Annotated in this window: 16 protein-coding genes and 2 tRNA genes; 4 read left to right on the forward strand and 14 right to left on the reverse strand. The window is 59.6% G+C overall.

Annotated features, from left to right (window positions below):
* Positions 1-96: 96 nt before the first annotated feature.
* The gene (gene ggt / locus J3P96_RS04800; RefSeq protein WP_434655678.1) at positions 97-1,941 is read right to left on the reverse strand and encodes a gamma-glutamyltransferase; all 1,845 of its coding nucleotides are present in this window, start codon (positions 1,939-1,941) and stop codon (positions 97-99) included.
* Positions 1,942-2,065: 124 nt separating this feature from the next.
* Entirely contained in the window at positions 2,066-2,866 is an 801-nt protein-coding gene (locus J3P96_RS04805; protein ID WP_434655680.1) for a response regulator transcription factor, read from the reverse strand.
* 124 nt (positions 2,867-2,990) lie between these two features.
* Here J3P96_RS04805 and J3P96_RS04810 point away from each other — a divergent pair, with 124 nt between their 5' ends.
* Together J3P96_RS04810 and J3P96_RS04815 are read left to right on the forward strand one after the other, a co-directional pair.
* Entirely contained in the window at positions 2,991-3,812 is an 822-nt protein-coding gene (locus J3P96_RS04810; RefSeq protein ID WP_434655682.1) for a carbon-nitrogen hydrolase family protein, read from the forward strand.
* Between the two features lie 222 nt (positions 3,813-4,034).
* Positions 4,035-5,360, forward strand: coding sequence for an APC family permease (locus tag J3P96_RS04815; RefSeq protein ID WP_434655685.1), 1,326 nt, complete (start codon positions 4,035-4,037; stop codon positions 5,358-5,360).
* Positions 5,361-5,584: 224 nt separating this feature from the next.
* Here the strand turns inward: J3P96_RS04815 and J3P96_RS04820 are convergent, their stop codons facing one another.
* The 4 genes from J3P96_RS04820 to J3P96_RS04835 form a co-directional block, all read right to left on the reverse strand.
* A complete protein-coding gene (locus tag J3P96_RS04820; protein ID WP_434655688.1) occupies positions 5,585-6,493 on the reverse strand; it encodes a hypothetical protein in 909 nt (302 codons plus the stop codon).
* Positions 6,480-7,055, reverse strand: a complete 576-nt coding sequence (locus tag J3P96_RS04825) for a DUF6932 family protein (protein WP_434655691.1) — start codon at positions 7,053-7,055, stop codon at positions 6,480-6,482. The genes J3P96_RS04820 and J3P96_RS04825 overlap by 14 nt, the downstream gene beginning before the upstream one ends.
* Positions 7,056-7,730: 675 nt before the next feature.
* A tRNA-Met gene (locus J3P96_RS04830) sits at positions 7,731-7,807 on the reverse strand.
* Between the two features lie 103 nt (positions 7,808-7,910).
* Positions 7,911-9,968, reverse strand: coding sequence for a methyl-accepting chemotaxis protein (locus J3P96_RS04835; RefSeq protein ID WP_434655694.1), 2,058 nt, complete (start codon positions 9,966-9,968; stop codon positions 7,911-7,913).
* A gap of 334 nt (positions 9,969-10,302) precedes the next feature.
* Here J3P96_RS04835 and J3P96_RS04840 point away from each other — a divergent pair, with 334 nt between their 5' ends.
* Complete coding sequence (locus J3P96_RS04840) at positions 10,303-11,520, forward strand: MFS transporter (RefSeq protein ID WP_434571834.1); 1,218 nt, start codon at positions 10,303-10,305, stop codon at positions 11,518-11,520.
* A 298-nt stretch (positions 11,521-11,818) separates the two neighbouring features.
* On the forward strand, positions 11,819-13,894 hold the full coding sequence (locus J3P96_RS04845) for a calcium-binding protein (protein ID WP_434655697.1): 2,076 nt from the start codon (positions 11,819-11,821) through the stop codon (positions 13,892-13,894).
* Between the two features lie 53 nt (positions 13,895-13,947).
* On the opposite strand, the gene ychF is transcribed toward J3P96_RS04845, so the two are convergent.
* The 8 genes from ychF to J3P96_RS04885 form a co-directional block, all read right to left on the reverse strand.
* Positions 13,948-15,048 carry a redox-regulated ATPase YchF gene (ychF, locus tag J3P96_RS04850; protein ID WP_434655700.1) on the reverse strand — a complete coding sequence of 367 codons (1,101 nt, stop codon included), beginning with the start codon at positions 15,046-15,048 and terminating at the stop codon, positions 13,948-13,950.
* Positions 15,049-15,070: 22 nt separating this feature from the next.
* Entirely contained in the window at positions 15,071-15,655 is a 585-nt protein-coding gene (pth, locus tag J3P96_RS04855) for an aminoacyl-tRNA hydrolase (RefSeq protein WP_047735973.1), read from the reverse strand.
* A gap of 164 nt (positions 15,656-15,819) precedes the next feature.
* A complete protein-coding gene (locus J3P96_RS04860) occupies positions 15,820-16,422 on the reverse strand; it encodes a 50S ribosomal protein L25/general stress protein Ctc (RefSeq protein ID WP_186612429.1) in 603 nt (200 codons plus the stop codon).
* 142 nt (positions 16,423-16,564) lie between these two features.
* Positions 16,565-17,506, reverse strand: coding sequence for a ribose-phosphate pyrophosphokinase (locus tag J3P96_RS04865; RefSeq protein WP_003171603.1), 942 nt, complete (start codon positions 17,504-17,506; stop codon positions 16,565-16,567).
* Positions 17,507-17,553: 47 nt separating this feature from the next.
* Positions 17,554-17,628, reverse strand: a tRNA-Gln gene (locus J3P96_RS04870).
* A gap of 37 nt (positions 17,629-17,665) precedes the next feature.
* The gene (ispE, locus tag J3P96_RS04875; RefSeq protein WP_434571840.1) at positions 17,666-18,517 is read right to left on the reverse strand and encodes a 4-(cytidine 5'-diphospho)-2-C-methyl-D-erythritol kinase; all 852 of its coding nucleotides are present in this window, start codon (positions 18,515-18,517) and stop codon (positions 17,666-17,668) included.
* A gap of 1 nt (position 18,518) precedes the next feature.
* Positions 18,519-19,136 (reverse strand): lipoprotein insertase outer membrane protein LolB, encoded by a 618-nt coding sequence (gene lolB / locus J3P96_RS04880; RefSeq protein WP_434601833.1) that lies wholly within the window; start codon positions 19,134-19,136, stop codon positions 18,519-18,521.
* 3 nt (positions 19,137-19,139) lie between these two features.
* Entirely contained in the window at positions 19,140-20,864 is a 1,725-nt protein-coding gene (locus J3P96_RS04885; protein WP_434628330.1) for a tetratricopeptide repeat protein, read from the reverse strand.
* Positions 20,865-20,975 lie beyond the last annotated feature (111 nt).

The raw sequence follows: 20,975 nt of genomic DNA on the forward strand, positions 1-20,975 counted from the left end.
GGTATCACGCAGATCCATTGTGGGAGCGAGCCTGCTCGCGAAGGCGTCAACCCATCCACCATCAAAGCAAGCGGACCTCACCTGATCCCCGCGCGCTCAATCCCCCAGCGCCTCTCCCTCACGCCGCGGATCCGCCCCGCCAGCCAGTGAAGCCTTGCCTTGCGCATCGCGCACCCGAACGATGGCCTGGGTGCCGCTGGTCATGTCGATCTCGCTCACCGTGTGGCCCTGGTCTTTCAGCGCCTGGATCAGCGTCGGGCTGAACTGGCCCTGCTCCAGTTCGGTGGCGGCGTTGCGGCTGCCGAAGTTGGGCAGGTTGATGGCGGCTTGCGGGTCCAGGTTCCAGTCCAGCAGGCCGATCACCGACTTGGCGACGTATTCGATGATCTGCGATCCGCCCGGCGAACCAATCGCGGCGAGGAATTCGCCACTCTGGCGATCGAAAATCAGCGTTGGCGCCATGGACGATCGCGGGCGTTTGCCGGGTTCGACGCGGTTGGCGACTTTCTGTCCGTTCTCTTCGGGTATGAACGAGAAATCGGTCATCTGGTTGTTGAGCATGAAGCCCTGCACCATCAAGTGCGAACCGAAAGCCGACTCCACCGTGGTGGTCATCGACACGGCGCCGCCCTGGTCATCCACCGCCACCACTTGCGACGTGGAAATGCGCAGGGGCGAGCGGTCCGGTGCGTAGGCCACCTGGATACCCGGCGGTGTGCCGGGCTTGGCGATACCCATGCTGCGTGGGCCGATCAGGCTCGCGCGACTGGCCAGATAAGCCGGATCGACCAGGCCCTTGAGCGGCACCGGGACAAAGTCCGCATCGGCGACATACTGGGCGCGGTCGGCGTAGGCCAGGCGTTCAGCCTCGGAAATCAGGTGCACCGCTTGCGGCGCCGGCTCGAGACCCGCGGGCTTGTCTGACGGTAGCGGTTTCAACGGCGCGAGGGCCGAGCGGCTGTCGCGATGTTCCAGGGCCTGCAATGTCCCGAGGATCTGCGCCACGGCGATCCCGCCGGACGACGGTGGCGCCATGCCACAGACTTGCCAGCGCTTGTAGTCGGTGCACAGCGGCGCGCGTTCCCGGGCGGCGTAACCCTTGAGGTCGCTCAGCGAAAGGCTGCCGGGATTGCCATGGCCTTGCACTTTGGCGACGATCTCCGCAGCCACCGGCCCCTCATACAAAGCGCTGGGACCTTCGTGGGCAATACGCGAAAGTACGCCGGCCAAGGCAGGATTTTTCAGCAGCGTGCCCACCGCTTTCGGGCTGCCATCGGCGTTGAGGAAATAGGCGGCCATCTCGGGCGAGCTGGGCAAGGCTGTATCGGCGGCGATCATCGAGTGCAGCCGGGGGGAAATCCTGAAGCCCTGTTCCGCCAGTTTGATGGCCGGCTCGAACAGCGTCGCCCATTCCAGGCGACCGTGTTTGCGATGAGCCAGTTCCAGCGCGCGCAACACGCCAGGCGTGCCTACCGAACGGCCGCCGATCTGCGCGGCGGCAAACGGCATGGGTTTGCCGTCGGCCTGGATGAAGAGTTTTTCGCTGGCGCCGGCCGGTGCCGTTTCGCGACCGTCGTAGGTGCGCACCGCCTTGCCGTCCCACAGCACAATGAACGCGCCACCGCCGATGCCGGAAGACTGCGGTTCCACCAGCGTCAGCACTGCCTGCATCGCAATCGCCGCGTCGATGGCCGAGCCTCCACGCCGGAGCATTTCCCGCCCGGCCTCGGCCGCCAAAGGATTGGCCGCAGCGGCCATGTGCCGGTCGGCGTGGCGAGTCTGCAGGTCGGTGCGGTAGCCGGAAGCGATTTCCGGAGCGGTGGGCAATGGCGGGGCAGTCGTGGAGGCGGGCGGCGTCTTACAGGCAACAAGTGTCAGGGCGACGGCCAGCAGCGAAACGGCTGACAGGCGATGAAGATTCGGTTTGAGGTCTGAAAGCACGTGTCGCTCCATCCATGGGCCAGGGATATTGAGGCCGACTGTAGCGATGCGGGACGTGGGGCGCAAATCAGCAAGGGCGTGCTTCTTTCAATAAGCGCTTTTCAGCGTCGCTCCGATAGACACGTCAGGCATTCTGCGCCTGGAGAAAAATCGAAAACAGCTCGGACTGGGACTTGATCCCCAGTTTGCTGTACATGTGCTTCTTATGGACTTTCACGGTCTCGACAGAAATTTCCAGCTTGCGGGCGACTTCCTTGCTGGAGCAGCCACTGAGCATCAAGCGCCCGACATCCAGCTCCCGCGCCGTCAATTGCGCGCCTTTGAGCTGCTGCACTGACGCTTCCAGCTGCACTCGCCAGTCGACTTGCGACGGTGCTGGCGCGAGGGCCACGACCTCATTGATTTCATAAGGCAGACGCTGGCGCAACAGGCCGAGTACCCAGGGCTGGATCAGTGACAGCAGCGCAATCTGCTCGCCACTGAAGCGCTGCTTGCTGCCCAACGACAGGCACAGCGTGCGGTCGCCTTCGAGCTGGCAATTGAACTGGATTTCATCGGATACCACATTCAGCCGAAAGTAGCGTTGGTAATACTCGGTCAGCTCGAAATGTTCCGGTGCGACTTCCGAGAGGCGATACAGCCCGGTGCGCGACTGCTCGCGACAGGCAATGTAGAACGGATCGAGCAGATACAAACCGCGCAGGTAATCCTGGAACAACTGATCGGGACTGCCGTCCGCGGCCGGGCATTCGGCGAACACTTGTGGGCGCTGATCGGCACTGAAAAGCAGCGCCACCCAACTGTCGAAGGGGACGTACTGATCCAGCAGCCGTACCAGCTGCGTCCAGAAATTGGGCTTGTCCAAGGCGTCGATCAGTTGCCCGACCGAGCGGTGCCACGCGATGTCATCCAGCGAAAGTGTCATGCCTCTACCCCTATCGGGTTACCCCAGCGGCGTGATTTCCCGGCCGCGGGCTTGCTGCGCATACTGGCGCACAGACACCGAGCGGGCAATCTTTCTACCCGCCGATCAAGAACAAGGAATACCCATGAAAGTTGAACTCGCCCAGTTGGCGGGCCGTGATAACGCCACGGCTTACAACCTCGAACGCGCGCTCAAGGCGATTGCCGCGTGTGCCGCCGATACGCAGATGATCGTGTTCCCCGAAACCCACCTGATGGGTTTTCCGTCGCTTGAGACGGTGGCAGAAACCGCCGAACCGCTGGACGGACCGACCGTCAGCGCGGTGCTCGCTGCGGCTCGGGAACATGACGTTGCCGTGGTGATCGGCGTGGCCGAGAACGACCGCGGCCGCTTTTACAACACCACGCTGCTGATCACGCCACAAGGCATTGCGCTGAAATATCGCAAGACACACCTGTGGGCGTCGGATCGCGGGGTGTTCGAGGCCGGCGACCGTTACGCCACGTGTGAATGGAAGGGTGTGCGGGTCGGCCTGCTGATCTGCTACGACATCGAATTCCCGGAAACCGCCCGGGCCCTGGGGCAACTGGGGACCGAACTGCTGATCGTCACCAACGGCAACATGGATCCCTACGGCCCGACCCACCGCACCGCGATCATGGCCCGCGCCCAGGAAAACCAGGCGTTTGCGCTGATGGTCAACCGGGTGGAAGAGGGCGACGGCGGGTTGGTGTTTGCAGGCGGCAGTGCGTTGGTGGACCCGCTGGGCAAATTGTTGTTCGAGGCCGGGCGGGAGGAAGGGCAGTTTGCGGTGGAGCTGGACCTGAACCAACTGACGGCGGCGCGGCATGATTATCGGTATCTGGATGATCAGCGCCTGAAGTTGCCGGGGGAAATTGTCGAGCATGCCTGTGGGTTGCGCGAGCTGCTGATTCCTGCGCGTTGATCCTGATCCTGTGTGGGTAGGGCTGACGCATTCGTGGGCAGGCCCGCTCCCACACTGGATGTGTGAACGCCAGAGTTCAACTGTGGGAGCGGGCCCGCCCGCGAAGAGGCCCTGAGCAGCAACATCTCTTTGCTGAAGAAAAACCAGAACAACAACGTAACACCCGAAAACTTGCGCCGAACTCGGCTCTGCCATAAATCCAATAATTCGGAGTAGTCGCTCATGGCTCGTTTACAACGCACCCTGTCATTGGGGGCGGTGGTGCTGTTCGGCATCGCTTATATGACACCGATCATTGTCCTCGGCACCTTCGGCATCCTCGCTCAATCCACCGCCGGCATGGTCCCCGCCGCTTATCTCGCGGCATTGGTGGCGATGTTTTTCACCGCGATGAGCTACGGCCGCATGGCCGCGGCGTTTCCCGTCGCCGGTTCGGCCTACAGCTACGTGCGCAAGGCGATCAGCCCGAAACTCGGGTTCATCGCCGGTTGGGCGGTGCTGCTCGATTATCTGTTCCTGCCCATGGCGATCTGGCTGATCGGCGCGGCCTACCTCCATTCCGCATTCCCGGCGGTGCCGCAGTGGATCTGGGTGCTGCTGTTCATCGGCATAACCAGTGCGATCAATATCGTCGGTCTGAAACTGGCCAACGGTATCAACGCCTTATTGATGCTGGTGCAGTTCCTGGTACTGATCGCCTTCGTTGCGCTATGCGTTCATTACATCGGTGGTGACGGGAGCACACCGTTGTGGTCGGTCAAGCCGTTCTTCAACGGTGACATGCAGATGCCGCTGATCATGAGCGGTGCAGCCATCGCCTGTTATTCATTCCTCGGGTTCGACGCGGTCAGCACCTTGACCGAAGAAACCCGCGACCCACGCCGGACCATTCCGCGCGCGATCATGCTGATCACCCTGATCGGCGGATTGATCTTCGTCAGCGTGTCGTATTTCGTGCAGGTCGCGCATCCGTCGTTCCAGTTCGACAGCGTCGATGCGGCGGCCTATGAAATTGCCCGCAATATCGGTGGCGACCTGTTTGTGTCGATTTTTCTGATCGGCCTGATCGTTGGCCAGTTCGCGTCGGGTCTGTCGGCTCAGGCCAGCGGCTCGCGGCTGCTGTTCGCCATGGGCCGTGACGGTGTGCTGCCAAAATCCTTCTTCGGTACCTTGCATGAGCGCTTCGGGACGCCAATCAACAGCATCCTGTTGTGCGCCGTGGTCGCGTTGCTGGCGCTGAAACTGGACGTCACCACCTCCACCTCGTTCATCAACTTCGGCGCGTTCCTGGCGTTCAGCCTGGTGAACCTGTCAGTGATCTTTCACTACTGGATCGGCGCAGAGAAGAAGGGCCTGCGTGAATTCGTATTGTTCCTGCTGTTCCCGTTCATAGGGCTGGCAGCGGATGTCTGGCTGATGGTCAGCCTCGATCACCTGGCGATCTATCTGGGCCTGAGTTGGCTGGCGATCGGCGTGGTGTACCTGGCGGTGCTGACTGGCGGCTTCCAGCGCCAGCCACCGGAGATGGATTTCCAGGAGACTGCATAACCGCACTGCAACCTGGAGGGATATACGAAGGAGGGGAGAAGGAGATACAGCCAGAAACAAGAAAGCCCGCGTCAAGGTCCCGTCAACGATGGTCAAAGATTCTGGCTGCTCTTTCGTTGATACTCGTCCCGCTTCTTAGGCCGCTGCGGATAACCATATGCGACCATGTGAAAAGGTGGCAAAGGTCAGAAATAAGAAGCCCGGCTCTAGGCCGGGCTTTGATTCTACGATTGTGCCCAAGGCAGCGCTTTGAGCCTGTACCTCGGATTGCTTGCACCAATCCTCCTGGCGGTAACCTGAATTGTAAACTGGGTGTAGAGATGGCTGTTGATGTCATTTGGGCTGCTTATTTCGCCGGGAATTCGTCCGTAAATTACCTCTCCGCCAACGGTCTTGAATTCAAAGACCCTTTTATCAGGCAAAACACCGACAAACGACCCGGTAAAAGTCTCGTCGTCCTCCTTGATATTGTCGCGGCTAAGTCTTGCCTTGCTGCGCCTAACCTGCTCAACGTCAGAAAACTGAAATCTTCGAGTGTTTGTTGTAAGGGCGCACGACGCATCATTTTCAGATAGTTCATTCAAAAAATCAGAGACGGCTGCTATAGCTCTGTCGGCCAACCGCGAAACTGGTTCAGATAACTCCTCATCGCTCTTGGTGGTTGCTTCAAGCAGTTCGGTGAGAATATCAATAGCTTGTGATACCGGCGTAGTCCCCTCGATATCAAGTTGTCTGTCGGCTGGTATTTCTTCAAGCTCGAACCCAAAGGACCCGCGAGCAGGCCCTGTGATTAAGAGCTGGTTGTTTGATCTATTTGGAATTGGACCCTTGTCTGCGAGCGATCCAGAAACCGAAGCGGCAATCGCAGTTATCGCAACGCTGAAAGCCTTGGTGGCTGTAGCGCCAAACTCAGCAAGAACTCCGTGCGTCCCCCAAACAGGAACGCCTCGGTAGGTCAGCCTTACCTTCGCTGGTCGATATGCATGCTTGCCATTTTCGCCAAGAAACGTGCGGGCCTGCTCAATTCTTGACTGAATAGACATCAGGGTAAGCCGGCTAATTCCCGGCGTCGCAGCCTGCTTTTCGAGAAAGCCAAGCTCTGCGGCTTTATGGACGTATTCAGATCTGTTCATGTGCAAGCTCCTGCCGACGCACAACAAGCAAATTTTCCGCATCTACATCCAGAGTAGAGGAAAGGTCAACTTTCAAAAAACCCTTCCACTGGCCGGTACGTCTATGTGACCACATGCTGTACCAATAGGTTGTCATAGCTACCAGGGATTCAGCTGGATCACTCAATGACTGTACATAGAAATCGATCTTGAAATCTTGCTTTAGCTTGTCGCGATCACCGCCCAGAAGGTTGATTTCATCAACGCCAAGGGCGCCGAAGAATGTGTCATCGGCAGAGGTGAATGTCACTACGTCAATATCTCGTGGCGGTCGATGCTCAAGCATCTCTATGTCTTCAGTGAAGCTTCCATCCAGCCACTGAAATCCTTTGTTGATGCCCATTTTATGCAGCTCGGCACGATGAGCGAGGTACCCAAACAAAATATCACATCGCTCTAGGCTGGTCGCAAACCTATCGACGACCTGCACAAGACTGACCTCATAGGGGGCGCGATCGAACCCGGTTGGGTCGTCCTCGTTGATAGGGGGTAGAACACCCTCTGCGTTCCATTCTGGTATCAAGCCAGCCTCCGTGCATTGTTGAGTGAGAACATGTCTTTAAGACGTGCACTGCAACGAAAGCACGGATCATAACGAACCCGGGGTTGGAGGCCTAGCGCGTGCTCAAAGCTTATTGCTATCAAGTATTTCCAAGGCTGTCGGCAAGGATCAGCTCAGCGATCCCCTCGCGAACGAATACGAGGTTCTCATTGAGTGTTTCGAGCGCCTACGCACATTGGTAGCAACTTCATCTGGTCCACGTTGTACCGCCCAGTTGGAAGAGTCCCCAGCGCGACGCCATAGGCGAGCTGATTCTGGTTCAAGTGTCGAACAGGCTGGCGATCAAGGTGGTGCCGTCATGGCGCCGCTCCGCTTTTTCGATCAAGCGTGGTACTGATAGCTGAATTACCGTTTGGGGTCTGTCAGGGGTGTGAGGCGCCCCACAGGCTACTTTGACGGGCCCCGCATGGAATCACCCTAAGACGCTACTCGGCGCAGTTACCGTCTTCTACCCGTCTTTAGAGGCACCGTATCGCTTCGGGGCTTCGTGCGGTCACTGCGCCCTGGGAAGAGCAGGGCATTGCCCGAAGGGAAGATTTATGGGGATACAGAGGGAGATAGCCAGAAACAAGAAAGCCCGCACTAGGCGGGCTTCTTGTTGTTCAAAGGCATTCGAGAACATCTTTGAACAGGACTTGGTGGCTACACAGGGACTTGAACCCCGGACCCCAGCATTATGAATGCTATGCTCTAACCAACTGAGCTATGTAGCCAAGTGGCGCGCATTATTCGCTGGTAACGAAGATGTGTCAAGCGTGAATCCAAAATATTTCTCTGCGCTTTCAACCGCTTATCCATCCCCACCGCCAGCGCTCGTCAGCCGAGTTGAAATCTCCCCGTGTTCGCGCTCAAGGCCTGGCTGCCTTGGCTCAATGTGTCCGCCGCCAGGTTCACGGCGCGGGCACCTTCCAGCAAGCGCATGGCGGCCTGATCCACCTGTTGGATATTGCCGCTGACTTCGTCGGCGGTGCTGGCCTGTTCGTCAACCGCGGTGGCGATTTGCGCCAGGGTATCGGTGACGCTTTGCACGGCGCTGGCGATTTCGCCCAGTCGTTCGCCAAGCCCGGTGACGGCTTGGGCGTCGGTCTGGGCCTGGCCGCAGGCGGCTTCCATCAGGCTGACGGCCTCGTTCACCGTGGCGCGCAGGCTGTCGACGGTGCCGGCAATCTGCTGCGTCGAGGACTGGGTGCGCTGCGACAGGCTGCGCACTTCATCGGCAACCACCGCAAACCCGCGGCCTTGTTCGCCAGCGCGGGCGGCCTCGATGGCAGCGTTGAGCGCCAGCAGGTTGGTCTGCTCGGCCACGCCACGAATGGTGTCGACCACCAATTGGATCTGCTGGCCCTGCTCGCTGACCCGGCCCAGCGCCGCGGCGGTTTCGTTGAGACGCTGGTTGAGTTGCTGGATGCTCGCCGTGGTGCGTTGACTGTCGCGACTGCTGTCGGCGGCGATCTGGCGGGTCTGTTGGGCGCTGTCGGATGCCTGTTCACAACTTCTCGCGACGCCTTGGGACGTTGCCGCCAGTTGCGTAGCGGCAGCGGCGATCTGGCTGATCTGTATCTGTTGTGCCTCGACCTCGCCCAAGGCTCCGCTGGAATGGGTGTTGAGGGTGCGCACGGCATCGCTCAGTTGCAGGGTCTCGTGGTCGACGCCCAGCAGGCTGTTGCGCAATTGCACCACGGCGACGTTGAGAGCGGTGCTGATCGCCGCCAGTTCGTCGCGGCCCTGCACTGGCACTTGCACGCTCAGGTTCCCGTCACGCAGGGCTTCGGCCAGCACGGTGATGCCGCTGGCGCTGCGCCGGATCGAGGTCTGCAGGCAGATGAACAGATACAGCGCGGCCAGCAGCAGGCAGCCCAGCACGGTGGCCACCAAGGTGAATTGACGGATCGCCGAGCTGTGATAGTGCTCCAGCCGGTTATCCAGAGCGGTCAATGATTGTTGGCGCAGGGTCGCCAGATCAAGGAGGAGGGCATCCATCTGTTTCTCGAAGCCTTCCGGCTTGAGATTGATGGCGCCGCCGAACACGCCGTCATCGAGGATTTTCAAACCACCGTCGAGGTTTTTCAGGCTGCCCTGGAACTGGCCGGCCCAGGTTTGCAGCTCGCTGGGCAGGCGCGTTTCCAGCAGCGCACCGGTCTTGACCAACTGGTCCCGGGCATCGCCGATGCGGCTGCGCAAGTCGCGCAGTTGCAGGCGGCTCTGCAAAGTGAACTGGCCTGATACCACCGAGGCCTGGCCAACGCTGGCCAGGCGGCCGACACGTTCGATCAGGTCGGGTGTCTGCTGGGTCGAGATCTGGGTCAGCAGGTAGGTTTCCAGCCAGGAGGCGAGCGTCAGGCGATTGTCCATGACGATCTGTTCACGCAACGCTTGCAGCGCGCCGAGGGCCGCGGTGAAACGATCATAGCCGTCCGGCCACCAACCGACGGTGCCGAGGCTTTTGGAATCCAGGCCGTTGAGGCTGGTTTGCAATGTCTGATAGCGGGCGAGGGTGTCGGCTTCCGCGCCTTCGGCCTGCAGGGTTGCGCCGAGGTCGTTGGCGGCCTGGTTGAGCGCCGGTTGCACGGCATCGAACGCGGCCATGGCGGCCAGTGTCGCCGGGGTCGGTTGGCGGTTGGTTTCCGTCGCTCTCCAGCGCGCCGCGCGATTGCGCTGGGCGGCGAGCAGGTTGTCCAGGTTGTCCAGCGCCAGCAACTGACGCACCCCGGCACGTTCCCCCGAAATCAGGTTGAGCTTGTCCCGGTAATCCTGGCCGATCAGCCACAGGCTGCCCATGAGCGGCAGGATGAACAACAGGAACAACAATTGGAATTTACGGGCGAAACCAAAATGCCCGAGCAACCGGATGCCCGGTGATAAAAAAGCCTGCATGCCCATACTCCCCTGAACACCATTTGCACTGTTTTTGTGCGTTTCGACACGCTTGTCGAAACAGGTGCCCTTTTAAAAGGCCTCGAAAGTTTGTCCAGGCTGGCTCTGTGGGCCTGCTCTGTAGCGAAACTTCCCATTCTCGGTCCCCTTTGTAAGGAGCCGCGTCGTAGAGCATAAACAAGGCAAGATTCAGACCATGGCGTTGCGCTATCACCTTGTTCGGCGACTATTTTTTATAGGTAGATAGCAAGCTAAGGGGATAGCCTTGCCGCACCGAAAAATGGCACATTGACGCACCTGCCCGTGTGCACCCATCCGCCGTATGGAAACTCCCATGGCTATCAGCAATACCCAGGCCGACACGACGTCGCCAGCCGCCACACCTCAAAGCAGCCCGTTGGTCATGCGCATCATTGGTGCGGTGGCGCTTGCCCATCTGATCAATGACCTGATCCAGGCCGTGCTGCCGTCAATCTATCCGATGCTCAAGGAAAGCTACGGCCTGACGTTTACCCAGGTCGGCCTGATCACGCTGACCTTCCAGCTCACGGCCTCGCTGCTGCAGCCGTGGGTGGGTTATCACACTGATCGGCACCCCAAGCCCTGGCTTTTGCCGGCAGGAACAATCTGCACCTTGGTCGGTATCGTGATGATGTCGATGGTCGGCAGTTTTGCCTTGATCCTGCTGGCGGCCGGGTTGATCGGGATCGGCTCCTCGACCTTCCACCCCGAGGCGTCGCGCGTGGCACGCCTGGCCTCCGGCGGCCGCTACGGCCTGGCACAATCGACGTTCCAGGTGGGCGGCAACGCCGGTTCCGCCTTCGGGCCGTTGCTGGCGGCGGCGATCATCATTCCCTACGGACAGGGCAACGTGGCCTGGTTTGGCTTGTTCGCGCTGTTCGCCTTGTTCGTGCTGTACCGCATCAGCCGCTGGTACGCCAATCACCTGAACCTGTTCAAGCTCAAGCAAGGCCAGGCGGCGACCCACGGCTTATCCAGGGGGCGGGTCTTGAGCGCCTTGGTGGTGCTGGGGTTGCTGGTGTTTTCCAAGTATTTCTACATGGCCAGTTTCACCAGCTACTTCACCTTCTACCTGATCGAGAAATTCGACCTGTCGGTGGCGTCATCCCAGTTGCACCTGTTCCTGTTTCTTGGCGCGGTAGCGGCCGGAACGTTTTTTGGCGGACCGATCGGTGACCGGATCGGACGCAAGGCGGTGATCTGGTTCTCGATCCTCGGCGTGGCGCCATTCACGCTGATCCTGCCTCACGTCGATCTGCTGTGGACCAGTATCCTCAGCGTAGTGATCGGCTTCATCCTGGCCTCGGCATTCTCCGCCATCGTGGTGTATGCCCAGGAACTGGTGCCGGGCAACGTCGGGATGATTGCCGGCGTGTTCTTCGGCCTGATGTTCGGTTTCGGCGGGATCGGCGCCGCGCTGCTGGGGCATCTGGCAGACATCCGTGGCATCGAATATGTGTACTGGTTGTGTTCGTTCCTGCCGTTGCTTGGGGTGTTGGCGATTTTCCTGCCGAGGACCAAAAAGGCCTGAGTCGGGCGCAATGCTCCTTCCATGGGAGGGAGCCGTCACATAATCCGCACAGGCGAATCACCCTCCACACGGTTGCCAACACTTCCCGACGCCAGATCAGCCTCCTTTGGTCGTCTTCCTCCAGTCGCAAGTGAACTTGCCGCTCGTTTGATATCTCCGAAAAAAGCGATCATCTCGATCAGCTCCGACAAGGCCAGTGGCCACCAAAACCACTGGTCTTGCTCATGGTCGGGCGGCGTGCAAACCCTGATCGCTTTACTAGAGTGACGAATCCAGCACCCATTTAAAGGATTAAACCATGGCAACTACCGATAGCACGGGAACCAGTTCCCATATCGTGAGAACGGGCCCGGGCACTGTCCAGGTCGACCTCACCGGCCATTCCGATGACAACCAGAGCATCATTATCCAGCCGGACGGAAAGATACTGATTGGCGGTTATACCGAATACCTGGCATGGGGTTACCCCGGCGCGCCAGGCGAGGAAAGCTACGGCTACGAACAGAACCATTCGGTTGTCCGCCTGAACGCGGATGGCAGCCTGGACACCGGCTTCCACGACGGCGGCGTCGACATTGTTCCTGCCACGATAGCCCCGTCGTCCCGCTACGAGCTGACGGCGGTGCAGGCCGATGGCAAGGTGCTTGTCGCTGTCGCGCTGAACACCGGCATACAGGTGGAGCGCTTCAACAGCGACGGGACACGCGATGCAGCCTTTGGTCAGAACGGCGCCGTGACGGTCGCCATCAGCCATGACTTCAAGGACATCGACCTGACGGCCAACACGGATGGCACCTTCCAGGTCAGCGCGCGTGGGTTCGACCAGGCCACTATCACCAAGGTCGGCGATGACGGCACCTTCGTCGACGGCTTTGGCAACGAGGGCGTGCTGACCGTCAACATTGCCGAAGACCCGTATTTCAACGGAGCAATCTCTACTGCGGTGCAGGCCGATGGAGGTGTCGTGGTCGGGGCTGCCTACAATGCCGCCGGGGCGGGTGATCCGACGTTCGCATTACAGCGCTACAACCCCGACGGTCAATTGGACACCCGTTTTGGTGACAACGGTGTCCTGCACTTGAGCGCTGCGATGGGTTTTGGCGAAGACTCGACGGTCACCATTCAGGCTGACGGCAAGATCGTTGTCATGGGCCACGCTCAGGGCGGTACCTTGGCCACCATCGCGCGGCTTAACGCTGACGGGTCCTTCGACACCCACTTTGGCGATAACGGCAGGGTGACCTTCGAGGCCGACACGCCAGTGGCATTGACGGTACAGGCAGATGGCAGGATCCTGGCCGCGGGCACGAGCAACGGCGATTTCAGTGTCATCCGCTTGAACGCCGATGGCAGTCTGGACAGCAGTTTCGGCAGCCAGGATGGCAAGCTCCATGTGGATGGGTACGCCGGTGAGGAAATCCTGCGGGGGACCGCTGCCGCCGAAATCATCCACGGCCTGGCCGGCGACGATGTGCTCCAGGGCAATGGCGGGCGTGACGTTCTGCAAGGTGGCGCTGGCGCGGACATCTTCCGCTTTACCGAACTGGGCGACAGTTTCCGCACGGCTGCGCTGAACAACAGCGACCGGGTCCGGGACTTCGATGTCTCACAGGACCGCATCGACCTGATTGGCCTGGGCTTCACCGGGATTGGCGACGGCCATGACGGCACCTTGGCCATCCAGTCCAGCGCGGACGGCACCCGCACCTACCTCAAGAGCTACGACGCCGATGCCGCCGGGCAACGCTTTGAACTGTCCCTGGACGGCAATCTGGTAGGGCAACTGAACAGCACCAATCTGGTGTTCAGCGCGCCCATCATTGAAGGAACGTCGGCCAGCGATACGATCAGCGGTTCGGCCTTGTCAGAGATCATCCGTGGCCTGGACGGCAATGACCGTATCAACGGCGGCGCCGGAGCAGACGTCATCATCGGTGGCGCGGGCGCCGACCGTCTCAACGGCGGAGACAGGGCCGACATTTCGTTGTGGACGGACAATCGGGAAAACGCCGACGTATTCCGCTATCTCTCCACCGAAGACAGCTACCGTACCGACAGCCAGAGCTTTGCCGACCTTATCGAAGGCTTTACGGTTGACGACAAGATCGATGTATCGGCACTGGGCTATACCGGCTTCGGAGAGGGGACGGACACGACGCTGAAGTTGGTTTACAACGAGGCATTGGACCGCACTTACCTGAAGGATGCGGAAGCGGACGCGCAAGGCCATGCGTTCCAGATTGCGCTGGCTGGGGACTGGCGGGAAAGCCTTGGCGAAGACAACATGGTCTTTGCTCCCGCTGCGGCTCCCGACGCCGAATTAGGCCTGATCGGGGTGGTGCCAGACGTCGATCAATGGCATTTGTTGAGTTGACGCCCATAAAAAAACACCGCGGACAGTTGCTGCCACGCGGTGTTTTTTTTATTTCAAACGTTAAAGCGGAAGTGCATCACGTCGCCATCCTTGACGATGTATTCCTTGCCTTCCAGACGCCATTTGCCGGCTTCCTTGGCACCGGCTTCGCCCTTGTACTGGATGAAATCCGAGTAGGCGACGACTTCGGCGCGGATGAAGCCTTTTTCGAAGTCGGTGTGGATCACGCCGGCGGCTTGCGGGGCGGTCGCGCCAACACGAACGGTCCAGGCGCGGACTTCTTCGACACCGGCGGTGAAGTAGGTCTGCAGGTGAAGCATTTCGTAGCCGGCGCGGATCACGCGGTTCAGGCCAGGCTCTTCCAGGCCCAGGGCCTCGAGGAACATATCCTTCTCTTCACCGTCGTCCAGCTCGGCGATTTCCGCTTCGATCTTGTTGCAGACCGGAACGACCATGGCACCTTCTTCTTCGGCGATGGCCTTGACCACGTCCAGGTGCGGGTTGTTCTCGAAGCCGTCTTCAGCGACGTTGGCGATGTACATGACCGGCTTTGTGGTCAGCAGGTGGAAGCCCTTGATCACCAGTTTTTCATCGGTGCTCATGTTCTTCATCAGGCTGCGGGCAGGTTTGCCTTCAGTGAAGTGGGCGATCAACTGCTCAAGCAGGCCCTTCTGGACTACTGCGTCCTTGTCGCCACCCTTGGCGTTGCGAGCGACTTTCTGCAGTTGTTTTTCGCAACTGTCGAGGTCGGCAAAAATCAGTTCCAGGTCGATGATTTCGATGTCGCGTTTCGGGTCGACGCTGTTGGAAACGTGAATCACGTTTTCGTCTTCAAAGCAGCGCACCACGTGGGCGATTGCATCGGTTTCGCGGATGTTCGCCAGGAATTTGTTGCCCAGGCCTTCACCTTTCGAGGCGCCCGCCACCAGGCCGGCGATATCGACGAATTCCATGGTGGTCGGCAGGATGCGCTTGGGGTTGACGATGGCTGCCAGGGCTTCCAGGCGTGGGTCGGGCATCGGCACGATGCCGCTGTTCGGCTCGATGGTGCAGAAGGGGAAGTTCTCGGCCGCGATCCCGGATTTGGTCAGGGCGTTGAACAGGGTGGACTTGCCGACGTTAGGCAGGCCGACGATGCCGCAATTGAATCCCATGGTGTTTCCCCTCGGATAAGTGTCAAGCCTTCTGGCTGTGCAGGTTTTTCATCGCACGGTTCCATTCACCGGCGAGGATATCCGGCAGCACGCCGAGGGCAAAATCGATGCTGGCATCGAGTTTTTCCTGTTCGGCGCGAGGCGCGCGACCCAGGACAAAGTTTGAAACCATACTGGCAACGCCCGGGTGGCCGATGCCGAGCCGCAGGCGGTAGAACGTATTCTGATTGCCCAGTTGCGCGATGATGTCGCGCAACCCGTTGTGACCGCCATGGCCGCCGCCCTGCTTGAGCTTGGCAACGCCCGGAGGTAGATCGAGTTCGTCGTGGGCCACCAGGATTTCTTCAGGCTTGATGCGAAAGAAACCGGCCAATGCCGCCACGGCCTGGCCGCTGCGGTTCATGTAGGTGGTGGGAATCAACAGGCGAACATCCTGACCTTGATGCGAGAAGCGCCCGGTCAGGCCGAAATATTTGCGATCGGCAGCCAGGCTGACGCCTTGGGCGTGCGCGATGCGCTCAACAAAAAGGGCCCCTGCGTTATGCCGGGTCTGTTCGTATTCAGCGCCTGGATTTCCCAGGCCAACGATCAGTTTGATGGCAGTCACGATAGGGGCCCTTCCTGGAGTGTGGATAACATGTCGCGGTCAGGTGTATGGCGACAACGAACGAAAATTGCGGATCTACCGTTAAGTAAACTTCGCGTTCTTGCCCGTTGTCTCGCTACGTTCCAGTCCGCGATGTTTCCGGTCACCCCGGCGACAGAGTGAAATTACTCTGCAGCGCCTTCTTCAGTAGCTTCTGGAGCAACACGTGGAGCGTGGACGTTGGCAACAGCCTTGTCATCACCGTGAGCCAGGGCAACAAACTCAACGCCTTTAGGGGCCTTGAGGTCGGACAGGTGAATGATCGTGCCGATTTCGGCGTCAGCCAGGTCGACTTCGATGAATTCAGGCAGGTCTTTCGGCAGGCAGGAAACTTCCAGCTCGGAAGTCACGTGCGAGATCTCGCCGCCTTTCTTGACCGGAGCAGCTTCGTTGATGAAGTGCACTGGAACAACAGCAGTCAGCTTCTGACCGGCAACAACGCGGACGAAGTCAGCGTGCATCACGTGGCCTTTGGCCGGGTGACGCTGCAGGGCTTTGATCACGACGTTTTGCTTGGTGCCACCAACGTTCAGCTCGATGATGTGGCTGTAGGCCGCTTCGTTTTCGAGCAGTTTGGCAACTTCTTTGGCCAGCATGCTGATGGACTCAGGGGCTTTGTCGCCACCGTAGACTACAGCTGGAACCAGGCTTGCGAGACGACGCAGGCGGCGGCTCGCACCTTTCCCCAGGTCGGAACGCACTTCAGCATTCAGAGTAAAATCGTTCATGTTGTATCTCCAAAATAGCCATGACCGAGTGGCGTTTGCGACCAGCGCCAGGCACGGTATGGGCAAAAAAGCCCCGCCCCGACAGGTGATGCCGGGGCGGGGCGCTTTTCGTCAACGAGACATCCTGGAAAGGGCAGGGCCCTTAACGGAACATCGCACTGATCGATTCTTCATTGCTGATGCGGCGAACCGCCTCGGCAACTACCGGCGCGATATCCAGTTGACGGATACGCGCACAGGCTTGTGCTGCAGCGGACAGCGGGATGGTATTGGTTACCACCAGCTCGTCCAGCACGGAATTTTCAATGTTTTCGATCGCTCGACCCGACAGCACAGGGTGTGTGCAGTAGGCAAAGACCTTGGCAGCGCCATGCTCTTTCAGGGCCTTGGCCGCGTGGCACAGGGTGCCGGCGGTATCGACCATGTCATCGACCAGAATACAGGTGCGCCCTTCGACGTCGCCGATGATGTGCATCACTTCGGAGTGATTGGCCTTCTCACGGCGTTTGTCGATGATACCCAGATCCACGCCCAGGGATTTGGCAACAGCCCGTGCACGCACGACGCCGCCGATATCCGGGGACACGATCATCAGGTTTTCGAAGCGCTGATCTTCAATGTCATCCACCAGGACCGGGGAGCCGTAGATGTTGTCCACGGGAATATCGAAGAAGCCCTGGATCTGGTCAGCATGCAGATCGACCGTGAGTACACGATCGATGCCGACCACGGTGAGCATATCGGCGACGACTTTCGCGCTGATAGCCACACGTGCGGAACGCGGACGGCGATCCTGACGGGCATAACCAAAGTAAGGAATAACAGCAGTAATACGAGTAGCCGAGGAGCGGCGGAAGGCATCAGCCATCACGACGAGTTCCATTAGGTTATCGTTGGTCGGAGCGCAAGTCGGCTGAATAATGAAGACGTCTTTACCGCGAACGTTTTCATTGATCTCGGCAGTGATTTCGCCGTCGGAGAACTTACCGACAGAAATGTCACCGAGAGGGATATGCAGCTGACGTACTACACGCCGAGCCAGATCGGGGTTAGCGTTCCCCGTAAAGACCATCATCTTGGACACGCGCAGTACCTGAAGGCTGAGGGTATACCTGGATGAGTATAGGAAAATGGCAGGGGCGGCTGGATTCGAACCAACGCATGGCAGGATCAAAACCTGCTGCCTTACCGCTTGGCGACGCCCCTGTATCTGTTGCTGCGAGTGCCCAGCACTCGATTCCTTTTAGAGCAGACTTTGCAGCTTGCGATGCAACATCGAAACGTTGCTTCCCTTTGCTACAAACCCTGTAAGGGTCTCTGTCAGAAGGGCCGAGACTTTATCAGCTTCAGCTTTGCTTGGGAAGCCCCCAAACACACAACTTCCAGTTCCGGTGAGTTTTGCTTCGGTAAATTTACCTAACAAATTCAAAGCGTTACGAACATCTGGATAACGCCTTGCTACCACCGGTAAGCAGTCATTTCGACTGTTTCCCTTGGGAACGGGGCGCACTTTAATGGGCTCCGAGTTACGTGTCAACAGCGGATCTGAAAAAATTTCTGCTGTACTTACAGATACTTGCGGCACCAGTACCAGATACCAGGGTTCTTCGGGTTCCACCGGGGTGAGTTTTTCCCCGACGCCCTCGGCAAAAGCCGCGTGGCCACGCACGAAAACCGGTACGTCGGCGCCCAATGTCAGGCCCAGCGCTGCCAGGCGATCCAGGTCCCAGCCAAGCTGCCACAAATGGTTGAGGCCCAGCAGAGTCGTCGCCGCATTCGAACTGCCGCCACCGATACCGCCGCCCATGGGCAGGATTTTTTCGATCCAGATGTCGATGCCCAGCGAACAACCGGATTGCTCCTGGAGTTTTTTCGCGGCCTTGACGATCAGGTTGCTGTCATGGGGTACGCCGTCGAACTCGGTGTGAAGATGGATCACGCCGTCATCGCGCACGGCAAAGGTGATCTCGTCGCCGTAGTCGAGAAACTGAAAAATCGTCTGCAATTCGTGGTAACCGTCGGGACGCCGGCCGAGGATATGCAGCATCAGGTTGAGCTTGGCCGGGGAGGGCAGCGTCAGGCGTGTTGCGCTCATGTCATTGCCCCAGCTTGCGCGGCTGCCATTGCTTGATGACCAGCGTGACGTCGAGGTTGCTGCCGTGCAGCTTGATGCGCTCGGGCAACCAGTAACCGTTCTGCCGGGCATAGCTGAGGTATTCGATCTGCCAGTCGTCCTGTTCCAGATTGGACAGGCGACTATCGGCATCCAGCGTCAGGCGGCTTTTGCTGTCCGGCGCCGGAAGGCCGCGGACCCACCAGGTGAGGTGCGATACCGGCAGTTTCCAGCCCAGCTGTTCTTCCAGTAGCGCCTCGGGGCTGGGCGCCTCGTAGCGTCCCTGGTTGGCGACTTCCAGCGAAACCTGGCCTGGCCTGCCGGTCAGCCGTGCCGCGCCACGACCCAGCGGGCCGGAAAGGCGAATGTCGTAGTAATCCTGGCGCTGCAACCAGAACAAGGTGCCGCTGCCCGAGTCTTTAGGCGCACGAATGCCGATCTTGCCGTCGATCTGCCAGCCGTCGAGGCCGCTCAGTTGTTCCTTGTGCACGCGCCACTGGGCCTGGTTGCCTTGGCCCTGGACGGACTCGCGGGCGCCGAAGCCCGCGCAACCGGCGAGCAGGGCGATGAAGCTGAAGACGATGAAGTGGCGCAAAAACATGGCTTAAAGAGTCTCTGATCCGGTCAGGCGTTTGATGGTGCTGCGCAGAATCGGGCTGTCGGGCTGTTCCTTGAGGAATTTGCTCCAGATTTGCCGGGCCTCGCGCTGTTTTCCGTTGGCCCACAGGACTTCACCCAGGTGAGCGGCGACTTCCTGATCGGGGAAGCGCTCCAGGGCCTGGCGCAACAGGCGTTCGGCTTCGTCGAGATTGCCCAGGCGAAAATTCACCCAGCCAAGGCTGTCGAGCACAGCAGGGTCTTCCGGATTGATCTGATGGGCTTTCTCGATCAGCACCTTGGCTTCATCGTAGCGGGTGGTGCGATCCGACAAGGTGTAGCCGAGGGCGTTGAGCGCCATGGCGTTGTCGGGATCACGCTGGATGATCAGACGCAGGTCCTTTTCCATCTGGGCCAGGTCATTGCGTTTTTCCGCCAGCATGGATCGGGTATACAACAGGTTCAGGTCGTCCGGGTATTGCTTCAAGGCTTGTTGCAGCACGGCCCAGGCTTTGTCGCTCTGGTTGTTCGCCGCCAGGGTCTCGGCCTCGATCAGGTAGAGCTGGATGCCGTAGTCCGGCTGGGTGTCGCGCTGGATGGCCAGGCGACTCTGGGCCTCGGCCGCCCGACCATTGCCGATCAGGATGTCGGCCTGGCGCAGCTGCGCGGGCAGGTAGTCGTTACCCGGGCCGACCTGGGCGTACTCGATCAGCGCGCTTTCGGGGTCGTTGCGTTCTTCGGCGATGCGCCCCAGGTTCAGGTGGGCCGAATCGACGTGGCTTTCGCGGGCGATCAGGTCCTCCAGATAGCCCTTGGCTTCTTCCCAGGCCTTGGCTTCCAGGCAGACCAACGCCAGCGAATAGCGCAGGTCGTCGTCTTCAGGGTACTGCTGAACCAGGCTGGAGAACTCGACCTTGGCGTCGTCCATGCGGTTGTTTTCCACCAGCATGCGTGCATAGGTGAGGCGCAGGCGTTTGTCGTCCGGGTATTTCTTGATGCTTTTTTCCATCAGCGGCAGGGCTTCATCGCCGCGATTCATGCTTTGCAAGAGGCGGGCGCGCAACAGGATAGGCGCTACTTCGCCGGGTTCCGGCGGGTTGTCCTCCAATAGCGTGAGGGCACCCTGGGAGTCGCCGTTCTGTTGCAAGAGCAAGGCCTTGCCAAAAATCAGCTGCCCGTTGTTCGGGTGACGCTGCAGCAGGCGGTCGAAACTCTTCATCAGGCCGTCGCGGGTTTCCTGGTCGGTATCGGCCGCAGACAGCGCGAGGAAATCGAAATGGGTATCGCCCTTGCCCAGCAGGACTTTCTCCATATACATCATGGAGTCGTCGTAACGGCCGGCGCGCGCCAGTTGCACGGCGGCGGCGCGTTGCGCTTCGAGATCGTCGGGTGCGTTCCTGGCCCAGATCAGCGCCGTATCCAGCGCGGGCTGGTCGGCCCCCAGGTATTCGGCGATGCGAAAGGCCCGCTCGGAGATGCCCGGGTCCTGGGTGTTGACGGCCTGGGTCACGTAGTTGTCCAGGGCAATATCGAAGCGATTGCGCTGGCCGGCGAGTTCGGCGCTCAACAGGCTGAAGATGGTTTCTTCGCTGAACGATCCGTAGACCTTGGGCTTTTCGGGGGCCGGGGTGCTGTCTTCGACCGGTGGCGTACCGTCCGTCGAGACGGGGGCCATGGACTGGCAGCCGCCGAGGAAGGCAAAAGCGAGGAGCAACGCGAAAGATCTATTCATATAGGAAGAGGGCGACTAACCTGCGGTCGGATCATCATGACACAAGCCATCGGCCAAACATAACCGAGTCTCGGTGGATGCCTCATAGGCACAGGTAATTGTGACAATAGT

Origin of the sequence: Pseudomonas sp. R3-56, from assembly GCF_051132075.1 — a bacterium.
In the GTDB taxonomy this organism is placed as follows: Bacteria; Pseudomonadota; Gammaproteobacteria; order Pseudomonadales; family Pseudomonadaceae; genus Aquipseudomonas.

Bases quoted from the DNA above. Each gene is read 5' to 3' on its own strand.
- J3P96_RS04805 (WP_434655680.1), bottom strand. From the start codon at position 2,866: ATGACACTTTCGCTGGATGACATCGCGTGGCACCGCTCGGTCGGGCAA.
- J3P96_RS04810 (WP_434655682.1), top strand. From the start codon at position 2,991: ATGAAAGTTGAACTCGCCCAGTTGGCGGGCCGTGATAACGCCACGGCT.
- J3P96_RS04815 (WP_434655685.1), top strand. From the start codon at position 4,035: ATGGCTCGTTTACAACGCACCCTGTCATTGGGGGCGGTGGTGCTGTTC.
- J3P96_RS04820 (WP_434655688.1), bottom strand. From the start codon at position 6,493: ATGAACAGATCTGAATACGTCCATAAAGCCGCAGAGCTTGGCTTTCTC.
- J3P96_RS04835 (WP_434655694.1), bottom strand. From the start codon at position 9,968: ATGCAGGCTTTTTTATCACCGGGCATCCGGTTGCTCGGGCATTTTGGT.
- J3P96_RS04840 (WP_434571834.1), top strand. From the start codon at position 10,303: ATGGCTATCAGCAATACCCAGGCCGACACGACGTCGCCAGCCGCCACA.
- J3P96_RS04845 (WP_434655697.1), top strand. From the start codon at position 11,819: ATGGCAACTACCGATAGCACGGGAACCAGTTCCCATATCGTGAGAACG.
- ychF (WP_434655700.1), bottom strand. From the start codon at position 15,048: ATGGGATTCAATTGCGGCATCGTCGGCCTGCCTAACGTCGGCAAGTCC.
- J3P96_RS04860 (WP_186612429.1), bottom strand. From the start codon at position 16,422: ATGAACGATTTTACTCTGAATGCTGAAGTGCGTTCCGACCTGGGGAAA.
- ispE (WP_434571840.1), bottom strand. From the start codon at position 18,517: ATGAGCGCAACACGCCTGACGCTGCCCTCCCCGGCCAAGCTCAACCTG.
- lolB (WP_434601833.1), bottom strand. From the start codon at position 19,136: ATGTTTTTGCGCCACTTCATCGTCTTCAGCTTCATCGCCCTGCTCGCC.
- J3P96_RS04885 (WP_434628330.1), bottom strand. From the start codon at position 20,864: ATGAATAGATCTTTCGCGTTGCTCCTCGCTTTTGCCTTCCTCGGCGGC.